At 61.4% G+C, this 21,794-nt stretch carries 19 protein-coding genes and 1 tRNA gene; 7 read left to right on the forward strand and 13 right to left on the reverse strand.

Going from position 1 to position 21,794, the window contains the following annotated elements:
- Window positions 1–110: 110 nt before the first annotated feature.
- The 4 genes from sufD to NYQ88_RS12255 form a co-directional block, all read right to left on the reverse strand.
- A complete protein-coding gene (gene sufD, locus NYQ88_RS12240; RefSeq protein WP_275651413.1) occupies window positions 111–1,322 on the reverse strand; it encodes a Fe-S cluster assembly protein SufD in 1,212 nt (403 codons plus the stop codon).
- A gap of 2 nt (window positions 1,323–1,324) precedes the next feature.
- The gene (gene sufC, locus NYQ88_RS12245) at window positions 1,325–2,086 is read right to left on the reverse strand and encodes a Fe-S cluster assembly ATPase SufC (RefSeq protein ID WP_275651414.1); all 762 of its coding nucleotides are present in this window, start codon (window positions 2,084–2,086) and stop codon (window positions 1,325–1,327) included.
- Between the two features lie 121 nt (window positions 2,087–2,207).
- Window positions 2,208–3,737 (reverse strand): Fe-S cluster assembly protein SufB, encoded by a 1,530-nt coding sequence (gene sufB / locus NYQ88_RS12250; RefSeq protein ID WP_275651415.1) that lies wholly within the window; start codon window positions 3,735–3,737, stop codon window positions 2,208–2,210.
- 66 nt (window positions 3,738–3,803) lie between these two features.
- Window positions 3,804–4,943: an aminotransferase class V-fold PLP-dependent enzyme gene (locus NYQ88_RS12255; RefSeq protein WP_275651416.1), complete on the reverse strand. Its 1,140-nt coding sequence runs from the start codon at window positions 4,941–4,943 to the stop codon at window positions 3,804–3,806.
- Window positions 4,944–5,226: 283 nt separating this feature from the next.
- On the opposite strand from NYQ88_RS12255, the gene NYQ88_RS12260 reads away from it, so the two are divergent.
- Window positions 5,227–5,889, forward strand: coding sequence for an alpha/beta hydrolase (locus NYQ88_RS12260; RefSeq protein WP_275651417.1), 663 nt, complete (start codon window positions 5,227–5,229; stop codon window positions 5,887–5,889).
- Between the two features lie 111 nt (window positions 5,890–6,000).
- Complete coding sequence (tyrS, locus tag NYQ88_RS12265; RefSeq protein ID WP_275651418.1) at window positions 6,001–7,239, forward strand: tyrosine--tRNA ligase; 1,239 nt, start codon at window positions 6,001–6,003, stop codon at window positions 7,237–7,239.
- 54 nt (window positions 7,240–7,293) lie between these two features.
- Here tyrS and NYQ88_RS12270 read toward each other — a convergent pair whose 3' ends face one another.
- Complete coding sequence (locus tag NYQ88_RS12270; RefSeq protein ID WP_275651419.1) at window positions 7,294–10,707, reverse strand: AsmA-like C-terminal domain-containing protein; 3,414 nt, start codon at window positions 10,705–10,707, stop codon at window positions 7,294–7,296.
- A gap of 207 nt (window positions 10,708–10,914) precedes the next feature.
- Between NYQ88_RS12270 and NYQ88_RS12275 the strand changes: the two genes are divergently transcribed.
- Together NYQ88_RS12275 and NYQ88_RS12280 are read left to right on the forward strand one after the other, a co-directional pair.
- Window positions 10,915–11,394 (forward strand): peroxiredoxin, encoded by a 480-nt coding sequence (locus NYQ88_RS12275; protein WP_275651420.1) that lies wholly within the window; start codon window positions 10,915–10,917, stop codon window positions 11,392–11,394.
- Window positions 11,395–11,476: 82 nt separating this feature from the next.
- On the forward strand, window positions 11,477–12,616 hold the full coding sequence (locus NYQ88_RS12280; RefSeq protein ID WP_275651421.1) for a peptidoglycan DD-metalloendopeptidase family protein: 1,140 nt from the start codon (window positions 11,477–11,479) through the stop codon (window positions 12,614–12,616).
- A gap of 56 nt (window positions 12,617–12,672) precedes the next feature.
- Here NYQ88_RS12280 and prfB read toward each other — a convergent pair.
- Window positions 12,673–13,795 (reverse strand): peptide chain release factor 2 gene (prfB, locus tag NYQ88_RS12285; RefSeq protein WP_275651422.1). Its coding sequence is split into 2 segments (ribosomal slippage): window positions 12,673–13,725 and window positions 13,727–13,795, totalling 1,122 coding nucleotides; the frame shifts between segments, so codons are not numbered across the junction.
- A 125-nt stretch (window positions 13,796–13,920) separates the two neighbouring features.
- Window positions 13,921–14,430, reverse strand: coding sequence for a peptide deformylase (locus NYQ88_RS12290; RefSeq protein ID WP_275651423.1), 510 nt, complete (start codon window positions 14,428–14,430; stop codon window positions 13,921–13,923).
- Window positions 14,431–14,509: 79 nt separating this feature from the next.
- Here NYQ88_RS12290 and NYQ88_RS12295 point away from each other — a divergent pair.
- Window positions 14,510–14,586 (forward strand) — tRNA-Arg (locus NYQ88_RS12295).
- A gap of 156 nt (window positions 14,587–14,742) precedes the next feature.
- On the opposite strand, the gene NYQ88_RS12300 is transcribed toward NYQ88_RS12295, so the two are convergent.
- The 4 genes from NYQ88_RS12300 to NYQ88_RS12315 form a co-directional block, all read right to left on the reverse strand.
- Window positions 14,743–15,096 (reverse strand): hypothetical protein, encoded by a 354-nt coding sequence (locus NYQ88_RS12300; protein ID WP_275651424.1) that lies wholly within the window; start codon window positions 15,094–15,096, stop codon window positions 14,743–14,745.
- A 14-nt stretch (window positions 15,097–15,110) separates the two neighbouring features.
- Window positions 15,111–15,746 (reverse strand): hypothetical protein, encoded by a 636-nt coding sequence (locus tag NYQ88_RS12305; protein ID WP_275651425.1) that lies wholly within the window; start codon window positions 15,744–15,746, stop codon window positions 15,111–15,113.
- A gap of 662 nt (window positions 15,747–16,408) precedes the next feature.
- A complete protein-coding gene (locus NYQ88_RS12310) occupies window positions 16,409–17,026 on the reverse strand; it encodes a metallophosphoesterase (protein WP_275651426.1) in 618 nt (205 codons plus the stop codon).
- 105 nt (window positions 17,027–17,131) lie between these two features.
- On the reverse strand, window positions 17,132–18,127 hold the full coding sequence (locus tag NYQ88_RS12315) for a hypothetical protein (RefSeq protein ID WP_275651427.1): 996 nt from the start codon (window positions 18,125–18,127) through the stop codon (window positions 17,132–17,134).
- A gap of 642 nt (window positions 18,128–18,769) precedes the next feature.
- Here NYQ88_RS12315 and NYQ88_RS12320 point away from each other — a divergent pair.
- Entirely contained in the window at window positions 18,770–19,273 is a 504-nt protein-coding gene (locus tag NYQ88_RS12320; RefSeq protein ID WP_275651428.1) for a hypothetical protein, read from the forward strand.
- A gap of 81 nt (window positions 19,274–19,354) precedes the next feature.
- Here NYQ88_RS12320 and NYQ88_RS12325 read toward each other — a convergent pair whose 3' ends face one another.
- Complete coding sequence (locus NYQ88_RS12325) at window positions 19,355–19,573, reverse strand: hypothetical protein (RefSeq protein WP_275651429.1); 219 nt, start codon at window positions 19,571–19,573, stop codon at window positions 19,355–19,357.
- A 72-nt stretch (window positions 19,574–19,645) separates the two neighbouring features.
- Window positions 19,646–20,560, reverse strand: coding sequence for a hypothetical protein (locus NYQ88_RS12330; RefSeq protein ID WP_275651430.1), 915 nt, complete (start codon window positions 20,558–20,560; stop codon window positions 19,646–19,648).
- 529 nt (window positions 20,561–21,089) lie between these two features.
- Between NYQ88_RS12330 and NYQ88_RS12335 the strand changes: the two genes are divergently transcribed.
- Window positions 21,090–21,473 (forward strand): hypothetical protein, encoded by a 384-nt coding sequence (locus tag NYQ88_RS12335; protein ID WP_275651431.1) that lies wholly within the window; start codon window positions 21,090–21,092, stop codon window positions 21,471–21,473.
- Window positions 21,474–21,794 lie beyond the last annotated feature (321 nt).

A 21,794-nucleotide genomic window follows, 5' to 3' on the forward strand; every position in this document is an offset into this window, starting at 1 on the left:
GCCCCCCACCCTTGATCCCTCCCCACGAGGGGGAGGGAGACGATGTGGCACTTTTAGCGCCACACTGGACATTTCTCGCTTCACAATTCTCCCGAGGGGAGAGTTTCAGCTCAGTTGCCGGCCAGCAGCCAGCCGTCGACGACGCCGTTAAGGGCTTCGCCCAAGCCTTCATCTTCAACAGGATCAAGCACTTCGGCGATGAAGCCGCGGACCAGCATGGTCTCGGCCTCGGCCTTCGGGATACCGCGGCTGACGAGGTAGAAGAGGCTATCTTCATCGATCTTGCCGCAGGTCGAGCCATGGCCGCAGACGACGTCGTCGGCGTAGATTTCCAGCTCCGGCTTGGAGAGGATCTGCGCTTCGTCGGAGAGCATCAGGCCCTGATGCATGAACTTCGCATCGGTCTTCTGGGCATCGCGGGCGACGACAAGCTTGCCCTGGACGACGGCGGTGCCACGGCCACGGGTGATGGACTTGAACAGCGGCTGCGACGTGGTGTGCGCCACGGCGTGCAGCGTTTCCATCGTGATATCAGCGTGTTGTTCGCCAGTGACGAGGTTGAGACCGGTGACGTCGGCGTGAGCCCCTGCCCCGTTCATGATCGGATAGATGTTGGTCCGGCTGAGCTTGGAGCCAACGTGGATGATCAGGGTCCGCAACTGGGCGCCGTCAGCGAGACGATACTCGTTGGTGGCAAAGTGCGTGGTTTCAGAAGCACTTAGGTTGACGGTTATGTGCGTCACCCTAGCGTTCTTGCCGAGGGCCACATAGGTTCCGTGGTTGCCGACATGGGCGGCGTCGGAGCCCGAAAAGGTCTCGAGGATGACAGCCGAAGCCTCATCGGCGACGAAAATCTTCAGCGCGTCAGAGACATGAGCGGCCACGCCCTCGATGCGCCGATCGATCTGGATGACCGGATCGACACTGCCCTCAAGTGTTAGCGTCAGGGCTTCTTTTGCTAGCGCATTGCTAACGTTGACGATGACATCGTCGCGGTTGGTGAGAACACCGCCATGGGTCTTGCCGACGATGACGCCGGCCGGAGCCGTCGCTGCCGTCTGAACGACGCCATTGGCGATCATCAGCTGATAAGCACCGGCGACGCGCAGCGCCGGAGCGCTGGCCTCATTGGCGGGATTTGCCAGGCGCGGCATGGCCCGCAGCAGGGTTTTCAGGTCGGTATAGTGATAGTTCTCGACGCGGCGGGTCGGCAGACCGGCAACGGTGATCCGCTCGGCGACCTGATCGGCACCGAGGGACTTCAGCTGTTCGATCAGGGTGTTTTCAACCGGACCGAGGCGGACGGGGAAACGGGCGCTCATGCTCAAGCCGCCTGACCGTCGAAGTCAGCGTAACCCTTGGCTTCGAGCTGGAGGGCCAGATCCTTGTCGCCGCTCTCGACGATACGGCCGTCCGAGAACACATGCACCACATCCGGGACGATATGGTTCAGCAGGCGCTGGTAGTGGGTGATGACGAGCATGGAACGCTGACCGTCGCGCAGGGAGTTCACGCCCTGGGAAACGACCTGCAGCGCATCGATGTCGAGACCGCTGTCGGTTTCGTCGAGCACGGCGAGGGAGGGCTTGAGCAGTGCCATCTGCATGATCTCGGCGCGCTTCTTCTCGCCGCCGGAGAAACCGACGTTGAGCGGACGCTTGAGCATGGCACTGTCAACGTTGAGCGCCGCGCCGGCTTCCTTGACCAGACGCATGAACTCAGGGGTGGTCAGCTCGGCTTCGTCGCGGGCCTTGCGCTGGGCATTCATGGCCGCCTTGAGGAAGGTCATGGTGGCTACGCCCGGGATCTCGATCGGGTACTGGAAGGCGAGGAAGAGGCCCGCGGCAGCGCGCTCGGCCGGTTCCATCTCGAGGATGTTCTCGCCGTTGAGCAGGATTTCGCCCTCGGTGACCTCATAGTCTTCCTTGCCGGCAAGGACATAGCTCAGCGTCGACTTGCCCGAACCGTTGCGGCCCATGATGGCGTGGACCTGGCCGGGCGGGATGATGAGGTTCACACCCTTGAGGATTTCACGCTCTTCGATGCGGGCGTGCAGGTTGCGAATTTCAAGAACGGGAGTGGTCATTTCTAACTCCGGATTTGGCTGCCGTCTCGGCGCCAGTGTCTTTAACAAAGGCCCCTCGCCGCCCCTTCGGGGCAACCTCTCCCCCGAAGGGAGAGGTGGGAGTGAGCCGCGATTTTTGTGGTTAGCCGACGCTGCCTTCGAGGCTGATCGAGATCAGCTTCTGGGTTTCGACCATGAATTCCATCGGCAGGTGCTGGAGCACGTCGCGGACGAAGCCGTTGACGATGAGGGCAACTGCCTCTTCTTCGTCGAGACCGCGCTGCATGCAGTAGAACATCTGGTCGTCGGAAATCTTGGAGGTGGTGGCTTCGTGCTCGAACACGGCCGTGCCGTTGCGGCTCTCGATATAGGGAACCGTGTGGGCGCCGCACTTGTCGCCGATGAGCAGCGAGTCGCACTGGGTGAAGTTGCGGGCGTTCTTGGCCTTGGCGTGGGCAGAAACCTGGCCACGGTAGGTGTTGTCCGAGAAGCCGGCAGCGATGCCCTTGGAGATGATGCGGCTGGACGTGTTCTTGCCCAGATGGATCATCTTGGTGCCGCTATCGACCTGCTGATAGCCGTTCGAGATGGCGATGGAGTAGAACTCGCCACGCGAACCATCGCCGCGCAGGATGCAGCTCGGGTATTTCCAGGTGATGGCGGAGCCGGTCTCAACCTGGGTCCATGAGATGTGCGAATTGACGCCACGGCAATCGCCACGCTTGGTGACGAAATTGTAGATGCCGCCCTTGCCATCCTTGTCGCCGGGGTACCAGTTCTGGACGGTGGAGTATTTGATCTCGGCATTGTCGAGGGCGACGAGCTCGACGACGGCAGCATGGAGCTGGTTTTCGTCGCGCATCGGCGCGGTGCAGCCTTCGAGATAGGACACGTAGCTGTCGTCATCGGCGATGATCAGCGTGCGCTCGAACTGGCCGGTGTTCTTCTCGTTGATGCGGAAATAGGTCGACAGCTCCATCGGGCAGCGCACGCCCTTGGGGATGTAGACGAAGGAACCATCGGTGAAGACAGCCGAATTCAGTGTCGCGTAGTAGTTATCGGTGACCGGAACGACCGAGCCGATGTACTGCTTGACCAGCTCGGGGTACTCTCGCACCGCCTCAGAGATGGAGCAGAAGATGATGCCATGCTTGGCCAGCTCTTCGCGGAAGGTGGTGACCACGGAGACGGAGTCAAAGACCGCGTCGACAGCGACACCGGCGCCGAACGGCGTACCGACGCTCTCGGCCGCACCCTGGACACCGGCGAGGATCGCCTGTTCCTTGAGCGGAATGCCCAGCTTGGCATAGGTCGCCAGCAGTTCGGGATCAACTTCATCGAGGCTTTTTGGGCCGTTGAAGTTCTTCGGGGCCGAGTAGTAGCTGATCGCCTGGAAGTCGATCTTGGGATAGTGGACCTTGGCCCAAACCGGCTCTTCCATGGTCTGCCAGCGGCGGAACGCCTCAAGGCGCCACTCGAGCATCCACTCGGGCTCTTCCTTCTTGGCAGAGATCAGGCGGACCGTCTCCTCGCTCAGTCCAACCGGGAACGTATCGGCTTCGATGTCGGTCTCGAAGCCGTATTTATACTTGTCGACGTCGAGCGCCAGAACCTGCTCGACCGTCTCCCGGTCAATTTCTTCCTTGAGCGTCGGAATATCGTAATCCGCCATCAGGCTTCTCCTTCTTGCCCCTCGGCGGGTCAAGGCCGCCGTGGACGATACATGTATGGGCGACCGTCAGGCCGCCTGGCCGGACCGCTTTTGGCGGGCCAGAATGGTTTCAAGTGCGGAAAGGAACGCTGTCGCATCCTCTTCCGTGGAATTCCAGCCGAAGCTGACACGCAGAGCACATTCGGCGAGCTCCGGCGCAACGCCCATAGCAAGCAGAACGTGGCTGACGCTCACCTTGCCGGACGAACAGGCAGAGCCGGACGAGACCGACAGACCCTGCAGATCGAGCGCCATCATGGCCGTGGCACTCTTGAGGCCCGGGATGGCAAAGTTGACCACGCTGCCGACCCGTTCGGCTTCCGCGCCAAAGATGACAACGTCGGGCGCGAGAGTTTTAAGACCGGCTTCGAGTGTGTCGACGAGACCCTGAAGACGGGTCCAGTCGTCATTGCCCGCAGCCTCTGCTGCGGCGCCGAAGGCTGCAATCAGCGCAAAGGCCTCGGTGCCGCCACGGCGACCCTGTTCCTGACCGCCACCAGGGATGAGACGCACAGTGTCGGCATGGCCCTTAACAAGCAGCGCACCAATGCCCGAAGGCGCACCGATTTTGTGGCCACTAATGGCCATCATATCGGGTGCCGAGGCCGCAAAATCCAGAGGCAGCTTGCCAAAGGCCTGGACGGCATCGACCAGAAGCGTGTGGCGCGTGGGTCCGACCATGGCGCTGATACGGCCGATCGGCTGAACAACACCGGTCTCGTTATTGACCCAGTGCACACAGACGAGAAGATTTCCCTCGGCTTCCGCCAATATCTTCGCCAATTGATCGAGATCAATGCGGCCGTCTGGCAAAAGACCGATGGAGATGACAGGCAAGCCCGTCGCGTTGGCCGCTTGGGGGGCGGCGATATGATCGCCAGCGCTGACAGCGATGGTGCTTGCCGCAAACATCTTTGCCCCGCCGACAATGGCCTGGGTGATGGCCTCGGTCGCCGAGCCGGTGAATACCACCTGGCGCGGTTCGGCGCCGGCGAGCCCTGCCACCTGACGACGGCCGGTCTCGATGGTGTCACGCAGGGCGCGGCCGTGGGCATGGACAGATGACGGATTGCCCGTGAGATCAAGCGCGGCAAGCAGCGCCGTGCGCGCTTCTGGACGAAGCGGCGAGGCTGCATTGTGATCGAGATAGACGTTCTGTCTCGCCATTGCGCTTAACCGGACCCCATTGCCCAACATACCTGCCATGCTCCCAATGGGACGCTCCCGCGCACCTGGGACCAAACAATCCTTGAATTATGCCGCCCAATTTCATTACAAGGGGCGCTCACATGGCCGTTGCACGGCCAAAACCGAGTTTCGAACAATTCTAAACTGGTTTTCCGACCCATGTTTTAGGGAGAGGCCCGCGCTTAGTCAAGCGGCGCGCTGCCCTTAAACTGACTGGAAAACTCCGTTTAATACACAGCCAAAAAGGCCGGAAAACAAACCCATGCCTGAAGTCATCTTCAATGGCCCCGAAGGCCGCCTCGAGGGCCGCTACCAGCCGGGCAAGGAGCCGAACGCACCGATCGCCATCGTTCTTCATCCGCATCCGCAGTTCGGCGGGACGATGAATAACCAGATCGTCTATAACCTCTTCTATATGTTCGCAGAACGCGGCTTTTCCGTGTTGCGCTTCAACTCGCGCGGCGTCGGCCGCAGCCAGGGTGCATTCGATCACGGCATCGGCGAACTCAGCGATGCGGCGGCCGCGCTCGACTGGCTGCAGATCATCAACCGCGAGTCGCGCGGGTGCTGGATCGCCGGTTTTTCCTTCGGCGCCTGGATCGGCATGCAGCTTTTGATGCGCCGTCCGGAAGTGGAGGGGTTCATCTCGGTGTCCCCGCCGGAGAATCTCTACGACTTCTCGTTCCTCGCCCCCTGCCCGTCCTCGGGCCTGATCATTCACGGCGATAAGGACCGCGTGGCACCGCCGACGTCCGTCCAGAAGCTCGTGGACAAGCTCAAGACGCAGAAGGGCATCACCATCGAGCAGCAGATCGTGGAAGGCGCCAACCACTTCTACGAAGGCAAGGTGGACGAACTGACCACGGCCTGTGCCGAATATCTCGACCGTCGCCGTCAGGAGATCGCGGACGGCGGCGGGCGCTAAATCTGAGCGCAAAGGAGGCGATCGCCTCACCACGGCGTGCCTTACCCGGGCACGCCGCTTACTATTCCCGGACGCCGGTGGCAGAGACCCCGGCGGCACTTGGATCGCAAAATGAGCAAGTTCAAATCCGATTTCCTGCGCACCCTTGATGAGCGCGGCTTTATCCACCAGATGTCCGACCCTGATGGGCTCGACAATCTCTTCGCCACCGAACAGGTGACCGCCTATATCGGCTTTGATCCGACGGCGTCGTCCCTGCATGTGGGGAGCCTGATCCAGATCATGATGCTGCACTGGCTGGAGAAGACCGGCCATCGCGCCGTGGCCCTGATGGGCGGCGGCACCGGCATGGTGGGCGATCCGTCCTTCAAGGACGAGGCGCGCAAGCTGATGGGCACGGACATGATCCAGTCCAACATCAACGGTATCAAGCAGGTGTTCTCGAGCTATCTCGATTTCGCCGGCGAGAAGTCGCTGATGGTGAACAATGCCGAGTGGCTGCTGCCGCTCAACTACCTCGAATTCCTGCGTGACGTTGGCCAGCACTTTTCGGTCAACCGCATGCTGAGCTTTGACTCGGTCAAGCAGCGGCTCGATCGCGAGCAGTCGCTCAGCTTCCTCGAATTCAACTACATGATCCTGCAGGCCTACGACTTCGTGGAGCTCAACCAGCGCTACAATGTGCGCCTGCAGATGGGCGGTTCGGACCAGTGGGGCAATATCATCAATGGTATCGACCTCGGGCACCGCATGGGCACGCCGCAGCTTTATGCGCTGACCTCGCCGCTGTTGACGACCGCGTCGGGCCAGAAGATGGGCAAGTCGATGAACGGCGCCATCTGGCTCAACCCGGACATGCTGTCGGCCTATGATTTCTGGCAGTACTGGCGCAATACCGAGGACGCCGACGTGGAGCGCTTCCTCAAGCTCTACACGACGCTGCCGCTCGACGAGATCGCACGCATCGTGGCCGGCGATATCAACGAAGCCAAGAAACGCCTCGCGACCGAAGTCACCGCCATGCTGCGCGGCCAGGCTGCGGCCGATGAAGCCGCCGAAACGGCTCGCGCCACCTTCGAGACCGGCAAGCTCGATCTGTCGCTGCCGACGGCAGAGGTGACACATGCCGAGCTGAGCTCCGGCATCGGCATTCTCAGTGCACTGGTGAAGGCTGGTCTCGCGACCTCCAACGGCGAAGCCCGCCGGCATGTCTCTTCGGGTGCGGTGAAGGTCAACGACGCCAGCATCGATGATGAGAAGCTGGTGATCGGCGACAACGCCCTGCTCGACGAAGGCGTGATCAAGCTCTCGGTCGGCAAGAAGCGTCACGCGCTGATCAAACCGGTGTAAGAGCTCTCACATTTTGAATCTGAAAAGGCGCCCAAGTGATTGTGGCGCCTTTTTTTATTCGGCCGGAGGAAGTTCGCGGGCGCGAAACTCGAAGAGCTCGCGGAAGGCGCCTGGCAGCAGGATCGACAGCGGATTGATGGCGAACTGCGGATTGTCCAGCGGGCCACGGATGGCGAAGGTGACGCCGACAAGGCCCTCGCCGTCACGGCCGCCGAGGAGCGGGCCGAGCAGCGGGATTTTCTGGAAGGCGTTGTTGAGCCCGAACAGCGGCACATAGGTGCCGTTGAGATCATACTGCCGGCGGTCGGTGTAGATGAAGCCGCGCGCCGTGCCGCCGACCGTGTCGCCGGTCAACATGCCATTGGTGACCTCGACGCGATCCTTGCGGCGGACGAAATCGACCTGGGCTGCGTCGAAATCAAGACGGTTGCGGGCGGCAATGGCGGCGCGGGAATCGGAGTGATTGCCGAGGATCTGGGCGACATTGGCCTCATCGACGATAGCGAAATTTCGCAGCAGGAGACGGCCGGCCTCGGCGTCGGCGTCGCGATCGGTGGTGAGGACGAGACTGCCGCTACCCCCGGCCAATTGGGAATAGATGCCGAGGAAGCGCAGGATGGTGCCGGCGTCGTTGAAGGCGACGCTGAGGGAACGGCCGCGCGGAGCTGGATTGGTGGTGATCGAGAGGGCATTGCCCTCGCCGAACTGGGTGGAGACGGTTGCCCGCCGCATGTCGCTGCCGCGCAGCAGCAGGTCGACGTTCACGTTGAACGCTGTCGTGGCATAGTAGCCGACGGCGCGGTCGAGCCGGACGTCGAGCGCCAGGGTCTGGTTGATCTGGGTGGTCTGGACGCCGCCACTGCCCTGGTTGAGATCAAAGAACTGCTGGACCACGGGTTTGAGGTCGAGCTGTTTGCCACGGATGCGGACCGCATAGCCGCCGTCCATAGGCGAAACCGCCACCTGGGCACTGTCCCCCTGGCTGAGGGCGAACGTGTCGAAGCTGGCCGCCACAAGGCCCTTGGTGGCGTGGAACTCAATGCCGCCCTTGAGACGCACGGTGCCGAAGCCAAGATCGATCTCTTCGAGATGAGTGGTCTCGCCGTCGGGCCGGACGGTTGCGGTCAACGTGCCGGGCGTGCCGGCGGCCTTGGTGATGCCGATATCCTTGATGGTGAGGCCGGCGTCTGCCAGGTCGACGACCATCTTGAGGGCACCGTCAGCCTGGGGCTCGGCGCTGAACTTCACGCGGCCGGTGAGGAAGGGCGAGGCATCAAAGCCCATGGCCTTGAGGTCGCTTACCGCCACGGAAGAGGAGATCTTGAGATTTGGCGCGGTTTCGGGCGTACCGGCAACCGAGATATCGGCCACCATGCCGTCGATATTGGCGGTGCCACCGACAACGTAATTGTCCTGGGTCGCGGAGAAGCTGAGTTGGCCATCGCCAATGCGGCGATCCTGGATCGGCTCGCTGCTGGCGAAATCGGCGAGGGTTCCGGTGACGACGTAGTCGACATCCATCTCTCTCCCAGACTCTTCGTCCGGCAGACCGATGGTGGCTACGAGGCCAAGATCGACGTCGCCGGTGAGTGCGGAGATGGTCAGGGGGAATTCCGTGCCGGCCATGACGTCCGGTGCCTGATCCTCGGCAAGGGCGACCAGCGAGGCGATGGAGGATTTGAGACTGCCCGAGATTTCCATGATGCTCTCGTCCGGGACCGAATTGTCCATGACGAGGGCCGGATTGGCGATGCGGATGGGCCCTGCCCGCGTCGGCACCTCGCCGCCGGAGGCGGAGATGGTGACGTTGCTGTCCTTGATCTGGAGGCGGGTGAGGCCATCGATGGCGATGGGCGGCATGGTATCGACGGCGCGGATCTTCACGCCCTCGCCCAGCATGTCGATGCTCATCGCGCCCTCGGGCGTGGGCGCATCCTCACCATCGAGCGTAAGCGTGCCGACAGGATAATTGAACTCGAGGCGGGCCTCGACCACCCGGCCTTCGGGGACATTGGCGACGAACCAATCACGGCTCTCGCCGCCCATGATGTAGGGCCAGAGGCGCTTGAGGTCATCGGCGGTAACGGCCTTGCCGGCCACGGTCATTTCGAGGCCCATGCCGTCGCGCAGCATGTCGATGCGGCCGATGGTTTCGACGACGGTGTCGTCGCGCCGGGCCACGAAACGATCGATGCCCATTGCGCCATAGAGCGGCGCAGACCAGCCGGAAAATTCCATGGTGGTGAAGGGCGCGGTCGGCGCTTCCAGATCATTGGGATGGATCGAGACGTCGCGCGCCTGAAGGGAAATGCCGATCGTCGGGCCGTAATCGGGGTCGAGCCCCATAGCAAATGTGCCAGCAACGCGAGCATTGCTCTGACCGATCTGGATTGCCGAATCCGCCAGCACAAACTGGCCGGCGGACGGGTTCCAGGTGATCTCCATGATGGAACTGGCGACCGGGAAATAGTCCTTGCCGATGCGCAGGTCGACACCGGTGAGATCGATGCGGAAAATCCCTTCCATCAGGGTGCCGCCTGCCGGGTCAAAACCGACATCGATGGAGAGCGCACCCGCCCCCCGCATGGCGGCCATGGCCGAGGCATCATCGATGAACGGCAGGAGCGCGGCAAAATCGAGATTGATGACATCGGCCTTGAGGCGCGAGGTGCCGTCATCTGCGAGGACGCGTTCGAAAGTTCCAGTGACCTGGCGATTGCCGATATTGGCGGAGAAGGATCCGAGGATCTCCTGCTCCGACGTGCCGGTGCCCACAGTGAGGGATACATCCTCGATGCGGCGGAAGAGCTGATAGACGGAGTCGGACATGTCGACCGTGCCGTCGCGGATCGTCAGCTTGGAAAAGCGGCCCTGTCGGATCTGCTCGACGAGGTCGTTGATCGAGACTTCGGCCGATTCGAGATTATAGACGAGCCAGTCATTGTCAGAGCGGAGCGGCGCCTTCTCGCTGCCGACGACGACGCCTTCATGGGCGATGCCCACGGGCGGAAAGGCCTGTTCGCCCTCGAGCACCTTGAGGGTTGGCGGGCCGCCCTCGGGATCCTCTTCCATCTCGAATGTGGTGAGGCGCGGGCCATAGAGGTCCTGCACGAGCTGGATATGCGGGGCCACAATGGTGACCGTCGCTCCCGGCTTGCCCACCAGCATGAGCAGCGGCGAGAAACCGACTTCCAGCGCCTCCATGGCGACGCGGGCGCCCGACACGCTGTCCTTGTAGGTGACGGGTGAAAACTGGATGACGGGCCAGACACCCTGCTCGAGCGCCAGCGCCATGTCGCCCAGTTCGATCTCTGCGCCTGGTGGCAGCGCCGACTGGACGAGGCCGCGCACGGTATCGCCGGCGAACGGCAGGCGGATCGGGGTAACGAGAAGGATCAGATAGAGCACTGTGAGGAGCGCCAGCGGCACACCGACAATCCAGGCAGCAAGCTTCGCCCCGCGAGGCATTCTCCTGCGGGTCGGCGGCGCTTCTACGACTGCGGTCGGCTCGGCGGGGATTGTCACTCGCTCACTGGCGCCCAGATCGAGGATGGGTAGTTATCTGCCGGCTCCTCACAGAATCATCCGCCTGAAAGCGGTCATTTGGACAATGATACCGGCTGGATTGTGGCGCTGACACCCACTATTGAGGCCGCGTAGCCGCGGAGCCAGACAATGACACATTTGCAGCCTGGGGACATCGCTCCCGATTTCACACTTCCGCTGGATGATGGCACCAATTTCACGCTTTCCCAACAGCTGGGGCGCCCGGTGGTGCTGTTCTTTTATCCCCAGGACGATTCCGGCGGCTGCGTTGACGAAAACCGGGAGTTTTCCGCCCTGGCCGCCGAATTTGGGGACCGCGGCGCGGTTCTGATTGGCATCTCGCCTGACGATCTCGACAGCCACCAGGCATTTCGCCGGAAGTATGGGCTGGCAGTGCCGCTCATCGCCGACCCGGAGCGCAAGGCGATCGAGGCGTTCGGCGTGTGGCAGTTGAAGAAGCTCTATGGGCGGGAGTTCATGGGGCTGGTTCGGACCAGTTTCATCATCGACGCCGAGGGGCGGATCGCCAAGGTGATCAGGGCCACCCGGATCAAGGGGCATGCGGCCAAAATGCTCGAAGCGCTGGATAGTTTTCGCGCAAAGGGCTGAGGCTCCGCGGGCTTTTCGCCTTTCTTAACTATGCCCGGTCATACTTCGCTCACCATGTTCCAGGTCATGCGTGAGGGCCAGAATGCGCCAATCTGCGAGCTTCGGCGAGAAAGACAAGTCGGCACGACCAGTGCGCAAGGGGATCCACCCTGCCCTGTTCTACGGCATGTTCACGCTGCTGCTGGGCGCCAACGGGCTGACTGCGACGGGCCTACTTATGGCGCCGGATATTGCACGGCTGCTCAACGCGCAGTCCGAGCAGGTGATCGGCGCCTATGAGGATCGCATAGCCCAGATGCGCGTCGAGATCGACCGGCTGCACTCGCGCAATTATGCCCAGGCGGGCGATATCAATTTGCAGCTGCAGGAGCTTTCAGCCCAGCAGGATGTGCTGCTGGAGCAGCATCAGCTGGTGCGCGCACTCGTCGACAAGGCTGACCAGCTGGGCATCGCTGCCGTTTCGATTTCCGATGCGCCCGCGACCGAACAGCTGGCCAGCACGAATGCGTCCGGCAATCCCGACATCGTGGCGACCGCCGAGAGCCTCGAGCAGATGATGAGCGAGACGCATCGCGCCATGACGGGGATAGCCGAAGCCGCGACGGAGCGGACCGACGGCATTGTCATCGAAATGCGACAGCTGGGCATCGCCATGGCCTTGCCCGATCTCGGCGAACTCGGCATGGGCGGCCCGCTGCTGCCCGCCGCCGAGGGCATGGAAAGCTCGCCCATGGTGGAAGACGCCAATGCGGTCATGGCGGCGCTGCTGCGCTACAAGGCGGCGCGGGAAAGCGTCGAGGCGGCGCCGATCCACATGCCCATGACCGGCAATTATCGCAACAGCTCGGGTTACGGCAATCGCAAGGACCCGTTCACCGGCGGCCGGGCGTTTCACGCCGGGCTCGACTTTGCGGCTCCGACCGGGACCACGGTGTTCAGCGCCGCAAAGGGTGTGGTGAGCTTTGTGGGGACCAAATCGGGCTATGGCAAGGTGGTGGAAGTGACCCACGCGACCGGCCATATCACCCGCTACGCCCATCTCAGCGGCTATCTGGCGCGCGAGGGGCAGAGCGTTAATGCCGGAACACCGATCGCCAAGGTGGGATCAACCGGACGCTCGACCGGGCCGCATCTGCATTTCGAAATCCGCAAGGGCGACGCCCCGATCGACCCGCGCACATTCCTCGCCGCCGGGAAGCGCGTTCAGGCGCTGCTGGGCTAAATAAAGAGGCCGCCTCCCGAAGGAGACGGCCATGATTGCTTGCATCACAGGGACGATCAGTCTGCGGCGACATCCGTCGCTGCGCCGACGCGTTGGGCGAGTGCTGCTTCCATGAAGTCGTCGATGTCGCCATCGAGCACCACGGAAGGCTGGCCGCTTTCGACGCCGGTCCGCAGGTCCTTGACCATCTGGTAGGGCTGCAGGACGTAGGAGCGGATCTGGTGGCCCCAACCGATGTCGGTCTTGTTGGCCGCCTGGGCGTTCGCCGCTTCTTCGCGCTTTTGCAGTTCCATCTCGTAGAGACGGGATTTCAGCATGGCCATGGCCGTTGCACGGTTCTTGTGCTGGCTGCGTTCCTGCTGACACGCCACGATGATTCCGGACGGGATGTGGGTGATGCGGATGGCCGAGTCCGTGGTGTTCACGTGCTGACCACCAGCGCCCGAGGCGCGATAGGTGTCGACTTTGAGGTCGGCTTCGCGGATCTCAATGTCGATGCTGTCGTCGATCACCGGATAGACCCAGCAGCTCGAGAAGCTCGTGTGACGCCGTGCAGCCGAGTCATACGGGCTGATGCGCACGAGCCGATGCACGCCGCTTTCGGTCTTGAGCCAGCCATAGGCATTGTGGCCCTTGATCTGGATCGTCGCAGACTTGATGCCGGCTTCTTCGCCGTCGTGCATTTCGAGCACTTCGACCTTGAACTTCCGGCGTTCGGCCCAGCGGGTGTACATGCGCAAAAGCATGTTCGCCCAATCCTGGCTCTCGGTGCCACCGGCGCCGGAGTGGATTTCGACGTAGCAGTCATTGGCGTCGACTTCGCCGGACAGCAGGGTCTCGATCTGGCGGCGACGCGCAGACTGCTTGAGTTCGAGCAGCGCCTGCTCGGCTTCCTTGACGACATCGGCGTCGCCCTCGGCCTCGCCCATCTCGATCAGTTCGGTGTTGTCGCGAATGCCGGCTTCGAGCTCGTGCACCGCCTTGACGGCGACATCAAGCTCGTCGCGTTCACGCATGGTGACGCGGGCCTTTTCCGGATCGTTCCAGAAGTCGGGTGATTCAGTTTGCGCGGTTAGCGCGTCGAGGCGGAGTTGAGCTGTATCCCAGTCAAAGATGCCTCCTCAGCAGGGTCAGAACCTGCTCGATTTCGGCAACGGCCTTTTCAATTTCCGTGCGCATTTCTATTCCTTGTTTGTGCTGGCCCCCGTTTAAACGAGCACAGGTCCGGGATCAACCGTGTCGGCCAGACGCGCACAGTGTTCGTGTCAAATGGGAGCGGGCTGCGTAAGCCGTTCAGATCAGAATCACTTCTGATCTCGGGAGAGCTTCTGGAAGCGGCGCAGCGCGGCGTCGCGCTTGAGGCGACTGAGATGCGTGAGGAAGAAAATGCCGTTCACCTGCTCGGTTTCGTGCAGAGCGACCCGGGCGGCGAAACCCTCGAGGGACAGGGTTCGCGGTGCGCCGTCGGCATCGTCATAAGCGACGCTGGCGTGATCGGGGCGCGAGATCTCGACCTCGATACCCGGCAGGGAGACGGAGCCTTCCGTGCCGCTGACCAGCGAGCCGCCGGTTTCAACGATGCGTGGATTATAGAGCACGCGATAGTCACGCGCTTCGGGCGGTGCCACGCTGATGACGATGACCGGCTCGACCTGCCCGATATGGGCGGCGGCCAGACCATAGACGCGGTGGCTCTCGGCGGCCGAGAGAAGAGCCGAGCCGGTGGCTCGCAGCGCCGCATCGACCGGGCGGATTGCGGCGGCGGCGCGGAGTGTTGGATCTGGATAAAGGATGAAGGTCGGGAATTGTGACATGGGCTTTGCCCTAGCATCTGGTGGATTGCCGCGCCACGCCTTGCAACTTGCCAATCCTGCTGTTAATTCCGAATTGGCTGGTTCCGTAGCTCAGCAGGATAGAGCACAGGATTCCTAATCCTGGGGTCGTGGGTTCGAATCCCGCCGGGACCACCAGTTAACCCCTTGTAGTCATTGATTGCAACCCATCCCCTGACTGGGGCGACGGGTCGCTGGGGCGACATTGGGGCGACCGTCGTGGAATCAATGATCGCCGGCCACACCGACCGGGGGACGACGACAGGGACCATATGAGCAAAAAAAAGAGGGGCATTACGCTCCCCCCTCTTCTGTTTTTGTCATGTCGCCGATCATGGCCTCGGCCTCGTCGGCATCAGCCTCGTACTGTTCCCTAGTATAGCCCGCGGGAGGCGTGGACATCATGGACAGGCGGATCTCGTTGGCATACCCGTCCAGCCGCTCGGCACGTTCAGCCAGTTCCCCGGACTGCTCGACGCATGCAGCGAGCACCCGTTTCTTGAAGTCGTCCGTCACGGGCCTGGTACCCTTCAAGACGTTGCTGAGATGGGCTCTCGAAATGCCTGCGGTGTCGGCGAACCGGGCCTGCCAGCCTGTATGATCGCCCACGACTGCGCGGGCGATCTCTTCGATGTAGGCGGCGGTCATAGCCATCTTCGCTCCTAGCGGAATAGAATCGAGCGGTGGTTCTCGATCCAGTACTTCGCGGTCGTTCCCCGCTTCAGCGCGGCGTCCCCGGGGTGCCGGGCAGCATACGCTGAACGGATCGAAAGCGCATACGCGATCTGCTTCGGCGTCCCCCACAGCTCCGGCAAGCCTTCGTCGACAGGCTGGCCGTTCTTGGCGATCTCGGCAGCCTTCTCCGCGTTCAGCTCCTTCAGGGCTTCGGCGGCAATGCGGCGACGCTCGGCTTCAGCCCTGTCGCGCTCGATACGCGCTGCCTCAGCGGCTTGGCGCTTCTCAGCGGCTTCGGCGGCCAGCTGGGCACCAAGCGGCCACAGTCGCGTCCGTTCGGCCTCGAACTCGTCGCGGCTCAGTACCTCGGGCTGACCGCCAAACGTCGACACGTAAAAGGTGTTGGTGTTGCGGCTGGAGATGGCGACGTCGTCGATACGATAGAGCGCGTCGGCCTCCAACTGCCAGCTGCAGCTGCCCGACCGCTTCGAACCCGACCGGTCGTCGCGGAACCAGTCGATGCGCACAGTTCTGTCGAAGTCAACGAACTGTGTGACCTTGCCGGGACCACCTGTCCCGCCACCGATCACCTCACCTACAAAGACCAGTTTTTCACTGATCACGCAACGGCCAAGGCCCACGGCTTCGATCTCAGTTCGGTGCTCATGTTAGTGTCCCTCTAACGTGTACGATGGTACCTCCGCCGCTTCTGAATACAATTCATATTCGCCGCCGAGGGATTGAAAGAGGTAAATGAAAATAAATCGTATTCAATCTCATTGTTGATTTTCGTTCCCGGTTCGTTCTATTTTTGGCGACATGACGAACAGCCCTCCGTCCTCCGAATTCTATCGCCCGCGCCTCGGCCACGCCGCCGATAAAGGTCTCATTTTGCTAGCGAAGTGCACTCTTTGCAGACGCACAAGAGCGTACCTTGCGACTGATCTTCTGCAGATATTTCATCGCGAAACATTTCTCAGCGATCTTTTCGGCGGGCGATGCCCACGCTGCGACCGGTCGGATTTCTGGCGGGTCCGGCAGCGGTACCCATCCAACGACGACGTCGGGCACCTTCTCGTGAGGCGGCTGGTGGGGGTGCGGACGACCCATCTGTGGTCGGACGAGCTTTACGACGCCGCCATGCATGGCCAGCGTGGCGAATAGATTATCGCGGTGGGTTTCGCGTTACGAATGCGTGCACCGGTGAGAAATAGATTACGTCATGAAAAACGTCCCCTGCCCGTGAATTTTGTCCACAGGCGCGGGGATGGTATGAAATCTGTCCCTAGGGCGTCGGCAGCACGGACTCTTCGGCCGGCACAGCCTCGGGTCGCTTCAGCTGTTCGACTTCGTCCGTATCGGGTCGGAAATCGAGGGCGGGCAGCATTGCCAACCGTGATTTGATCTGAAGCCACGATACGGGCGCGTAGCCGAAATTATCCACGCCGACGTCGATGCATTGGCGGGTGCCAGGGAGACTTCCATGCGAGTGGCCGTATAGCTGAACGGCGCCGCGCCTCATGTTCCGCCAAACCCTCAAGCTGTAGTGGTTGAGAACGAGCGTGGTGCCGTCCTCGGCGGCGACTTCGATCTGCTCATGTTGCGATGCCCAGGGCAGCTGCAGCGTGGCCGAAACCTTTCCCGGCTTTCCATGGTCGTGGTTGCCGATCACGAGGTGCTTGGTGCCGTGCAGCATGTCGAAGATACGGCGGATGTTTTGAGGGCGCGTGCGGTAGGCGAAGTCGCCGAGGAACCAAACGACGTCGTCGGGCTGCACGACCGCGTTCCAGTTCTCGATGAGGCCGCGGTCATGCTCTTCGATGTTGCCGAACGGGCGGTGGCACATGCCGATGATGCCGGCGTGGCCGAAATGGGTGTCGGCGGTGAAGAAAACTCTGCTCATGTAATTGCCTCCCGTGATGCCGGTGTTATGCAGCGGGGCGTAGCAAGGGACCAGCGTCAAGCACCGGCTCCAAGCGGCTACGGATCTGCGACGATGCGTTCGCCCTCAGTCATCGTCATCAGACACGATGTCGATGCGGATGCTGCTGGCGCCACGTGTTGCCTTCGCTGCAGCGAAGATCCGAGCGGCGCGGTCCTCGGCTGCACTCGTGTAGCGCTTGCCCTCACGCAGCCAGTCGATCATCGCGATCGCCGCATTGTCGCAGCTCTCAAGGCCGGATTCGTAAGCACGATGAATGACCCTGATTTCTTTGTCGTCGGGCCGCGCAGCGAGGATACGGTCGGCCGCTTCAGGGCCCTCGATCGTCTCGCACCAGAGCGCCCTCTCTGTGGCATCGATGGCGTCGTCGGCGGCGCAGGTCGACAGTGCTTCGATCAGCTCATCGAAGAAGGTCGTGCGGTTGATGAGCATCGCGTTGGGGACATCGTAGATCTCGCGTTTCGTCAGCGGCCGACCCTCTTTGATCTGCTCGCGGATCATCAGCTCGCAGTCGATCGCCAATTGCGCGAGTACCAGGCTCTCTATGTCACGGACGCGCTCAGCGATGTAGCGCACGTCTTTGATCGAGCGATCCTCGGCAACGAGACGTTCTCGAGCGAGCACGACGCCGATCTCGCCGCGGAGGCGGATCAGCTTGTCGCCGTGGCTTTCGTCTCCATCGTCGTCGCCTTCTGCGTCCTGCCAGTCGTCCTCATCATCTTCTCCATCGTCGACGGAGAGGTAGCCAAACATGGCTGCGAGCACGCTAGCTGCGTGTTCAGTGCGGCCAACACACTCGCCGGCGACGACGAGCTCAGTGCGTCCGGTGTCGTCATCAGTCAGCGGAATCGCGGTCCAAGACGGATGAATTACGACAGGCTGTGTGCCATTCTTCTCGTTCTCGAAGAACGCTTCTACAGCTGTCGCGGCATCGCGGACTAGACTGCCGGTGTTGTCATCTCCGGTGATCACTATCTCGCCTTTGTGCGTCAGAGCGATCGCAGAGAAATTTTGGCAAGGCTTCGCCGTGGCGCTGGAACGCGCATTCTTGGACTTCGTCATGTGAATTGCTCCCCGTGAGCGTTTTCTAGCGGCGCGGCCTCAGGCCAATGCGCGGCTTCGTTCTTGGTTTGTCATCGAAGGTTTCAGCGACTTGTTCAGCGAGCTGCTAGACGAATTGCGAGGGCGGTAGGTCATCTTCCGCACGCTTCCTTCCGCGTGCCAGTCTTAGGCGCTGTATCAGCGGCCTTATTAGTCTGTGGAGAACTGCGCAGTTTTCGGAACATTTGAAATCCGGTTCTTGACCCAACGAATATCCGCAATCGACCCGCCGATCTCAAGCCCGAAACCGCCGAAATCCGGCCGTTTCAGCCCGTTTTGGGTTGTCGCAAAACGTAATCAGGAACGAGTCGGATTTGTTTAGGAGGCTACAGGGCCCGCGTCATATGGATTCTAGAGGGGGCGAACAGAAACGTTCGCGCTATCGTAAAAGTAGGAAAGTATTTCTGAGGCGACTCAACGGCTTCGCCAAGTTTTTGGCTATAGCGTAAATCGACGACCCGCTATCCGACCCGATTTTCTAGGGCGTTTCCGAAAATCCTGTTTTCGCGCAAGATTATTCTACGATTTTCACCCCCTATTCTGGTGCCTTGCATGGATTGGCAGCACCGTCATTGGCGTCACTCAACGAAAAGGTGAAGAGTTATGTCGATCAACTCGATTACGGGGGCAATTGGCCGCATGCTGGCTGCGATGCGGAAGTTCGTGACGGAGCGTGTGAAAATTGCTGGCCGTTGGATCACACGCCTTGTCGCCGTACCTGCCACGCCTGTCATGCCTAACGCTGGCGTGGCGGCCGAGGCGAAGGCGGATCTGTCAGCAAAAACTGATAACACCCACGCCGCCATCCGCCGTGTCGGCGGCAAGCTTGTCCAGGGCCACGGACTGACTGCAGACGATCTGGAGGGCATCACGCCGCAGATGCTTCGTTGGCTGCGCGTGCTCGACAAGCCAGCGCTGTGCAGGGTTCTTTGTGCTGATGAGCAGCAGTTGCGGGCGCATCTGCGAAGCATAGCGTTAATCAAGGGCGTGTGCCGCTACGAGGCGGAAACCATCACAGCCATGGAGGCGACGAAACGAAAGGCGGCGGTGCCTGAAGGCCGCAAGACGCTGCGCGAAGTGCTCGCTGAGAAGGGCATACATCCATAAACGATAAGGACCACCAGAGACGACGAAGCCCGGCTCGATGGCCGGGCTTTTTTATGGGCGCAATTAGGGAGTGGCCCTGAATCAGATGACGGTGTCCAGCAGGTCTTCGAGCTTCGTTTCAGCAAGCAGGCGCTTTGCACGTTCTTCTTCGAGCTCTGCCCGAGCACGACGGAGCGCGGCTGTCAGAAGTGCGATGTCGCTGTCCTTTTGGGCGATAGCGGACTGATGAGCCCGCTGGTCAGCGCGGAGACGGCTGCCCATAGCCATCGCCAGTCCCAGTTCGCCATCAGAAACATGCATGTGCCATCTCCTCGATTTCCGTGGTGGTAGCGGATCCGTGGCGTGGTGTCCGGGGGTTTTTTCGATCGCATTTTAGCTATCGCTGGCGGGCTCCGATTGGTCTCCAGCCTTCTCCGGCTTCTTTGGGAATTCTGCTGGGTCGACGGACGTGAACCGGCGCGCCGCATGCTCCTGCTTCTCGATGCCCCGCATATTGAGATCTCTCAAAGAAGTCCGCTTCGGCAGCGGACCGAAGACGATGTCGACTCGTTTCCACGGCTTCCCCCTGCCGGACCCAGGCGCCTTGATCTCCCGCAGGTCAATTAGCAGGTCGTCAGCGTTGCGCTTGATGTCGTCGATGCCGGGCTGGAGCAGCACCCGCGACACGCGCGACAGCGACAGGCTCTTCCAGCGCACCACGCCGTCGACCTTTTTCCTTGAGATTGCAGCATCACAATAGAAGCCGAAGATCTCGTGCACGTCTTCGATCTGCAGCCGCATCTGGGCCTCGACCGTCTTCGGTTGCTCAGCCAATAGGGCACGACAGCGCAGATAGAGAATGATGCCGCCAACGGTGGAGAGTCGCTTGAACTCGTCGACATCGACAGGCACGCTGCCTGACCAGCGCGACAACGACATGAGGCCCAGCGCAGCGTATGAGAGCCTGCCGAGGAACCGACCGGCCGTGCGGCGGTACTGACCTGGTTCATAGTCAATGGAATCGAACCAAGGATATTCGATGAGACTGCGGTCGGCGGGGCAGTCGATCGAACTCTCGCGCAGCGGATGCATGAAGCGATCGCCTTGGTCGATACGGACATTCGCCAGCCGCTCTAGATCCGGCTTGAGCATGTCGACGGTCCCATCCGGCTTGGCATGAGCCAATAGAACGACGAAGGCACGCAGGCCGGGGGCCGTGAGACCCGTCGGCAGGAGGCCCTTCGAAAGTCCGCGAAAGACCTGTATTTGCTGGGCTGATGAGGCTTCTGTATCGTGTCGGACTGTCATGACTTGATCCGTAAAAAATGCAACCAATGCCGTTTACCGCAGAGACAATGTCAAGCCCCAAGTCCCTGCACTGTCTGATGTCCGCGTCATTGGCCGGGGTTGATTTGCAGTTTTACCGGGTTACCTATTATTGACTCTTAAGAATCTAGATAACAAAACGCGCGCGCGTAGGCTCGCAGGGCCCGCTGGGCCCTGCTTCGCACATGGGTGCACTATGTCGACGAGCGCATTATGTTAGCGCGCCCCGCAAGGGCGCAGACCGCTCGCTGACGAAAAAGATGATCTTGTTGATAATGGCCGCCCACGCTGCGCGTGGAGAAGGGAAGAGGGCCCGTTGGGGTCGTCAATGAATGCGTTATGCTAGCAGTGCTCCCGCGCAGCGGAGCGTCTCATCGCTTCAGCGAACCGGCCCCATCTCTCCTGCCGTTACCCCTGCCCCCACCCGAGGAAAAGTCCGTGGACACGTCCGCCTTGTGCCTTACTACGTGGCCCCGGATATTCGCGAGAATGACGACGACGGAGGCCGAACATGCCACGCACAATTAGTGAGATCAGGAAAGCCAACCGCGAACGGAAGCGCATCCAGCGAGCCGCCATGGCCGAGGCCGGCGTGCCGACGTCGGCCCAGGTGCACAATGCCATCGGCGAGGCATTGGCTTTTGCAGCGAGCTCTGGTGTCAACATTGAGGCCACACGGCGCGGCGAGCAACCGTTGATCGCTGTGACGTCCGTTCTGAGCGCCGCTCACAAGATCCTCGTCCATCGCCTTGGTCTCGACGCCGCGGCGTGCACGGCGGCCTTGCTGAAGGTGTTGGCGCCGAGGCCCGAGCATCGCTGGCCCAGCTACGTGCCGTCGCATTATTGCAGCCCTATGCCGAAGCCGTCGCACGGCGATGCTGCGGACGGGCCGTGATGGCACTGGTATATTGATGGCCCCTGCACCCAGTCGATGGCGCAGGGCCGCTAGTTGTCGATTCTGGACATGTCCGCGCTGATCTATATCGACACCCCCGTTACTCCCTCAGGACACGTCCGGCGAGGTAACACTTTTCTAGAATGCTGACGGGCTATTGCAGCGTTCATGCAACACTAGTATATTCAACCTGTCCGCGATCTAGTCAGTCGCACATATATCGAGGCCGGTCTGTTCCAGCAGCCGGCCTCATCTATTTCCAGCCCCGTACATTTTCATTCGCTTGTGCAGATCGGCATAGTTCGAAGAAGAGGCGAACTT

Origin of the sequence: Devosia sp. SD17-2 (assembly GCF_029201565.1) — a bacterium.
Lineage (GTDB): Bacteria > Pseudomonadota > Alphaproteobacteria > Rhizobiales > Devosiaceae > Devosia.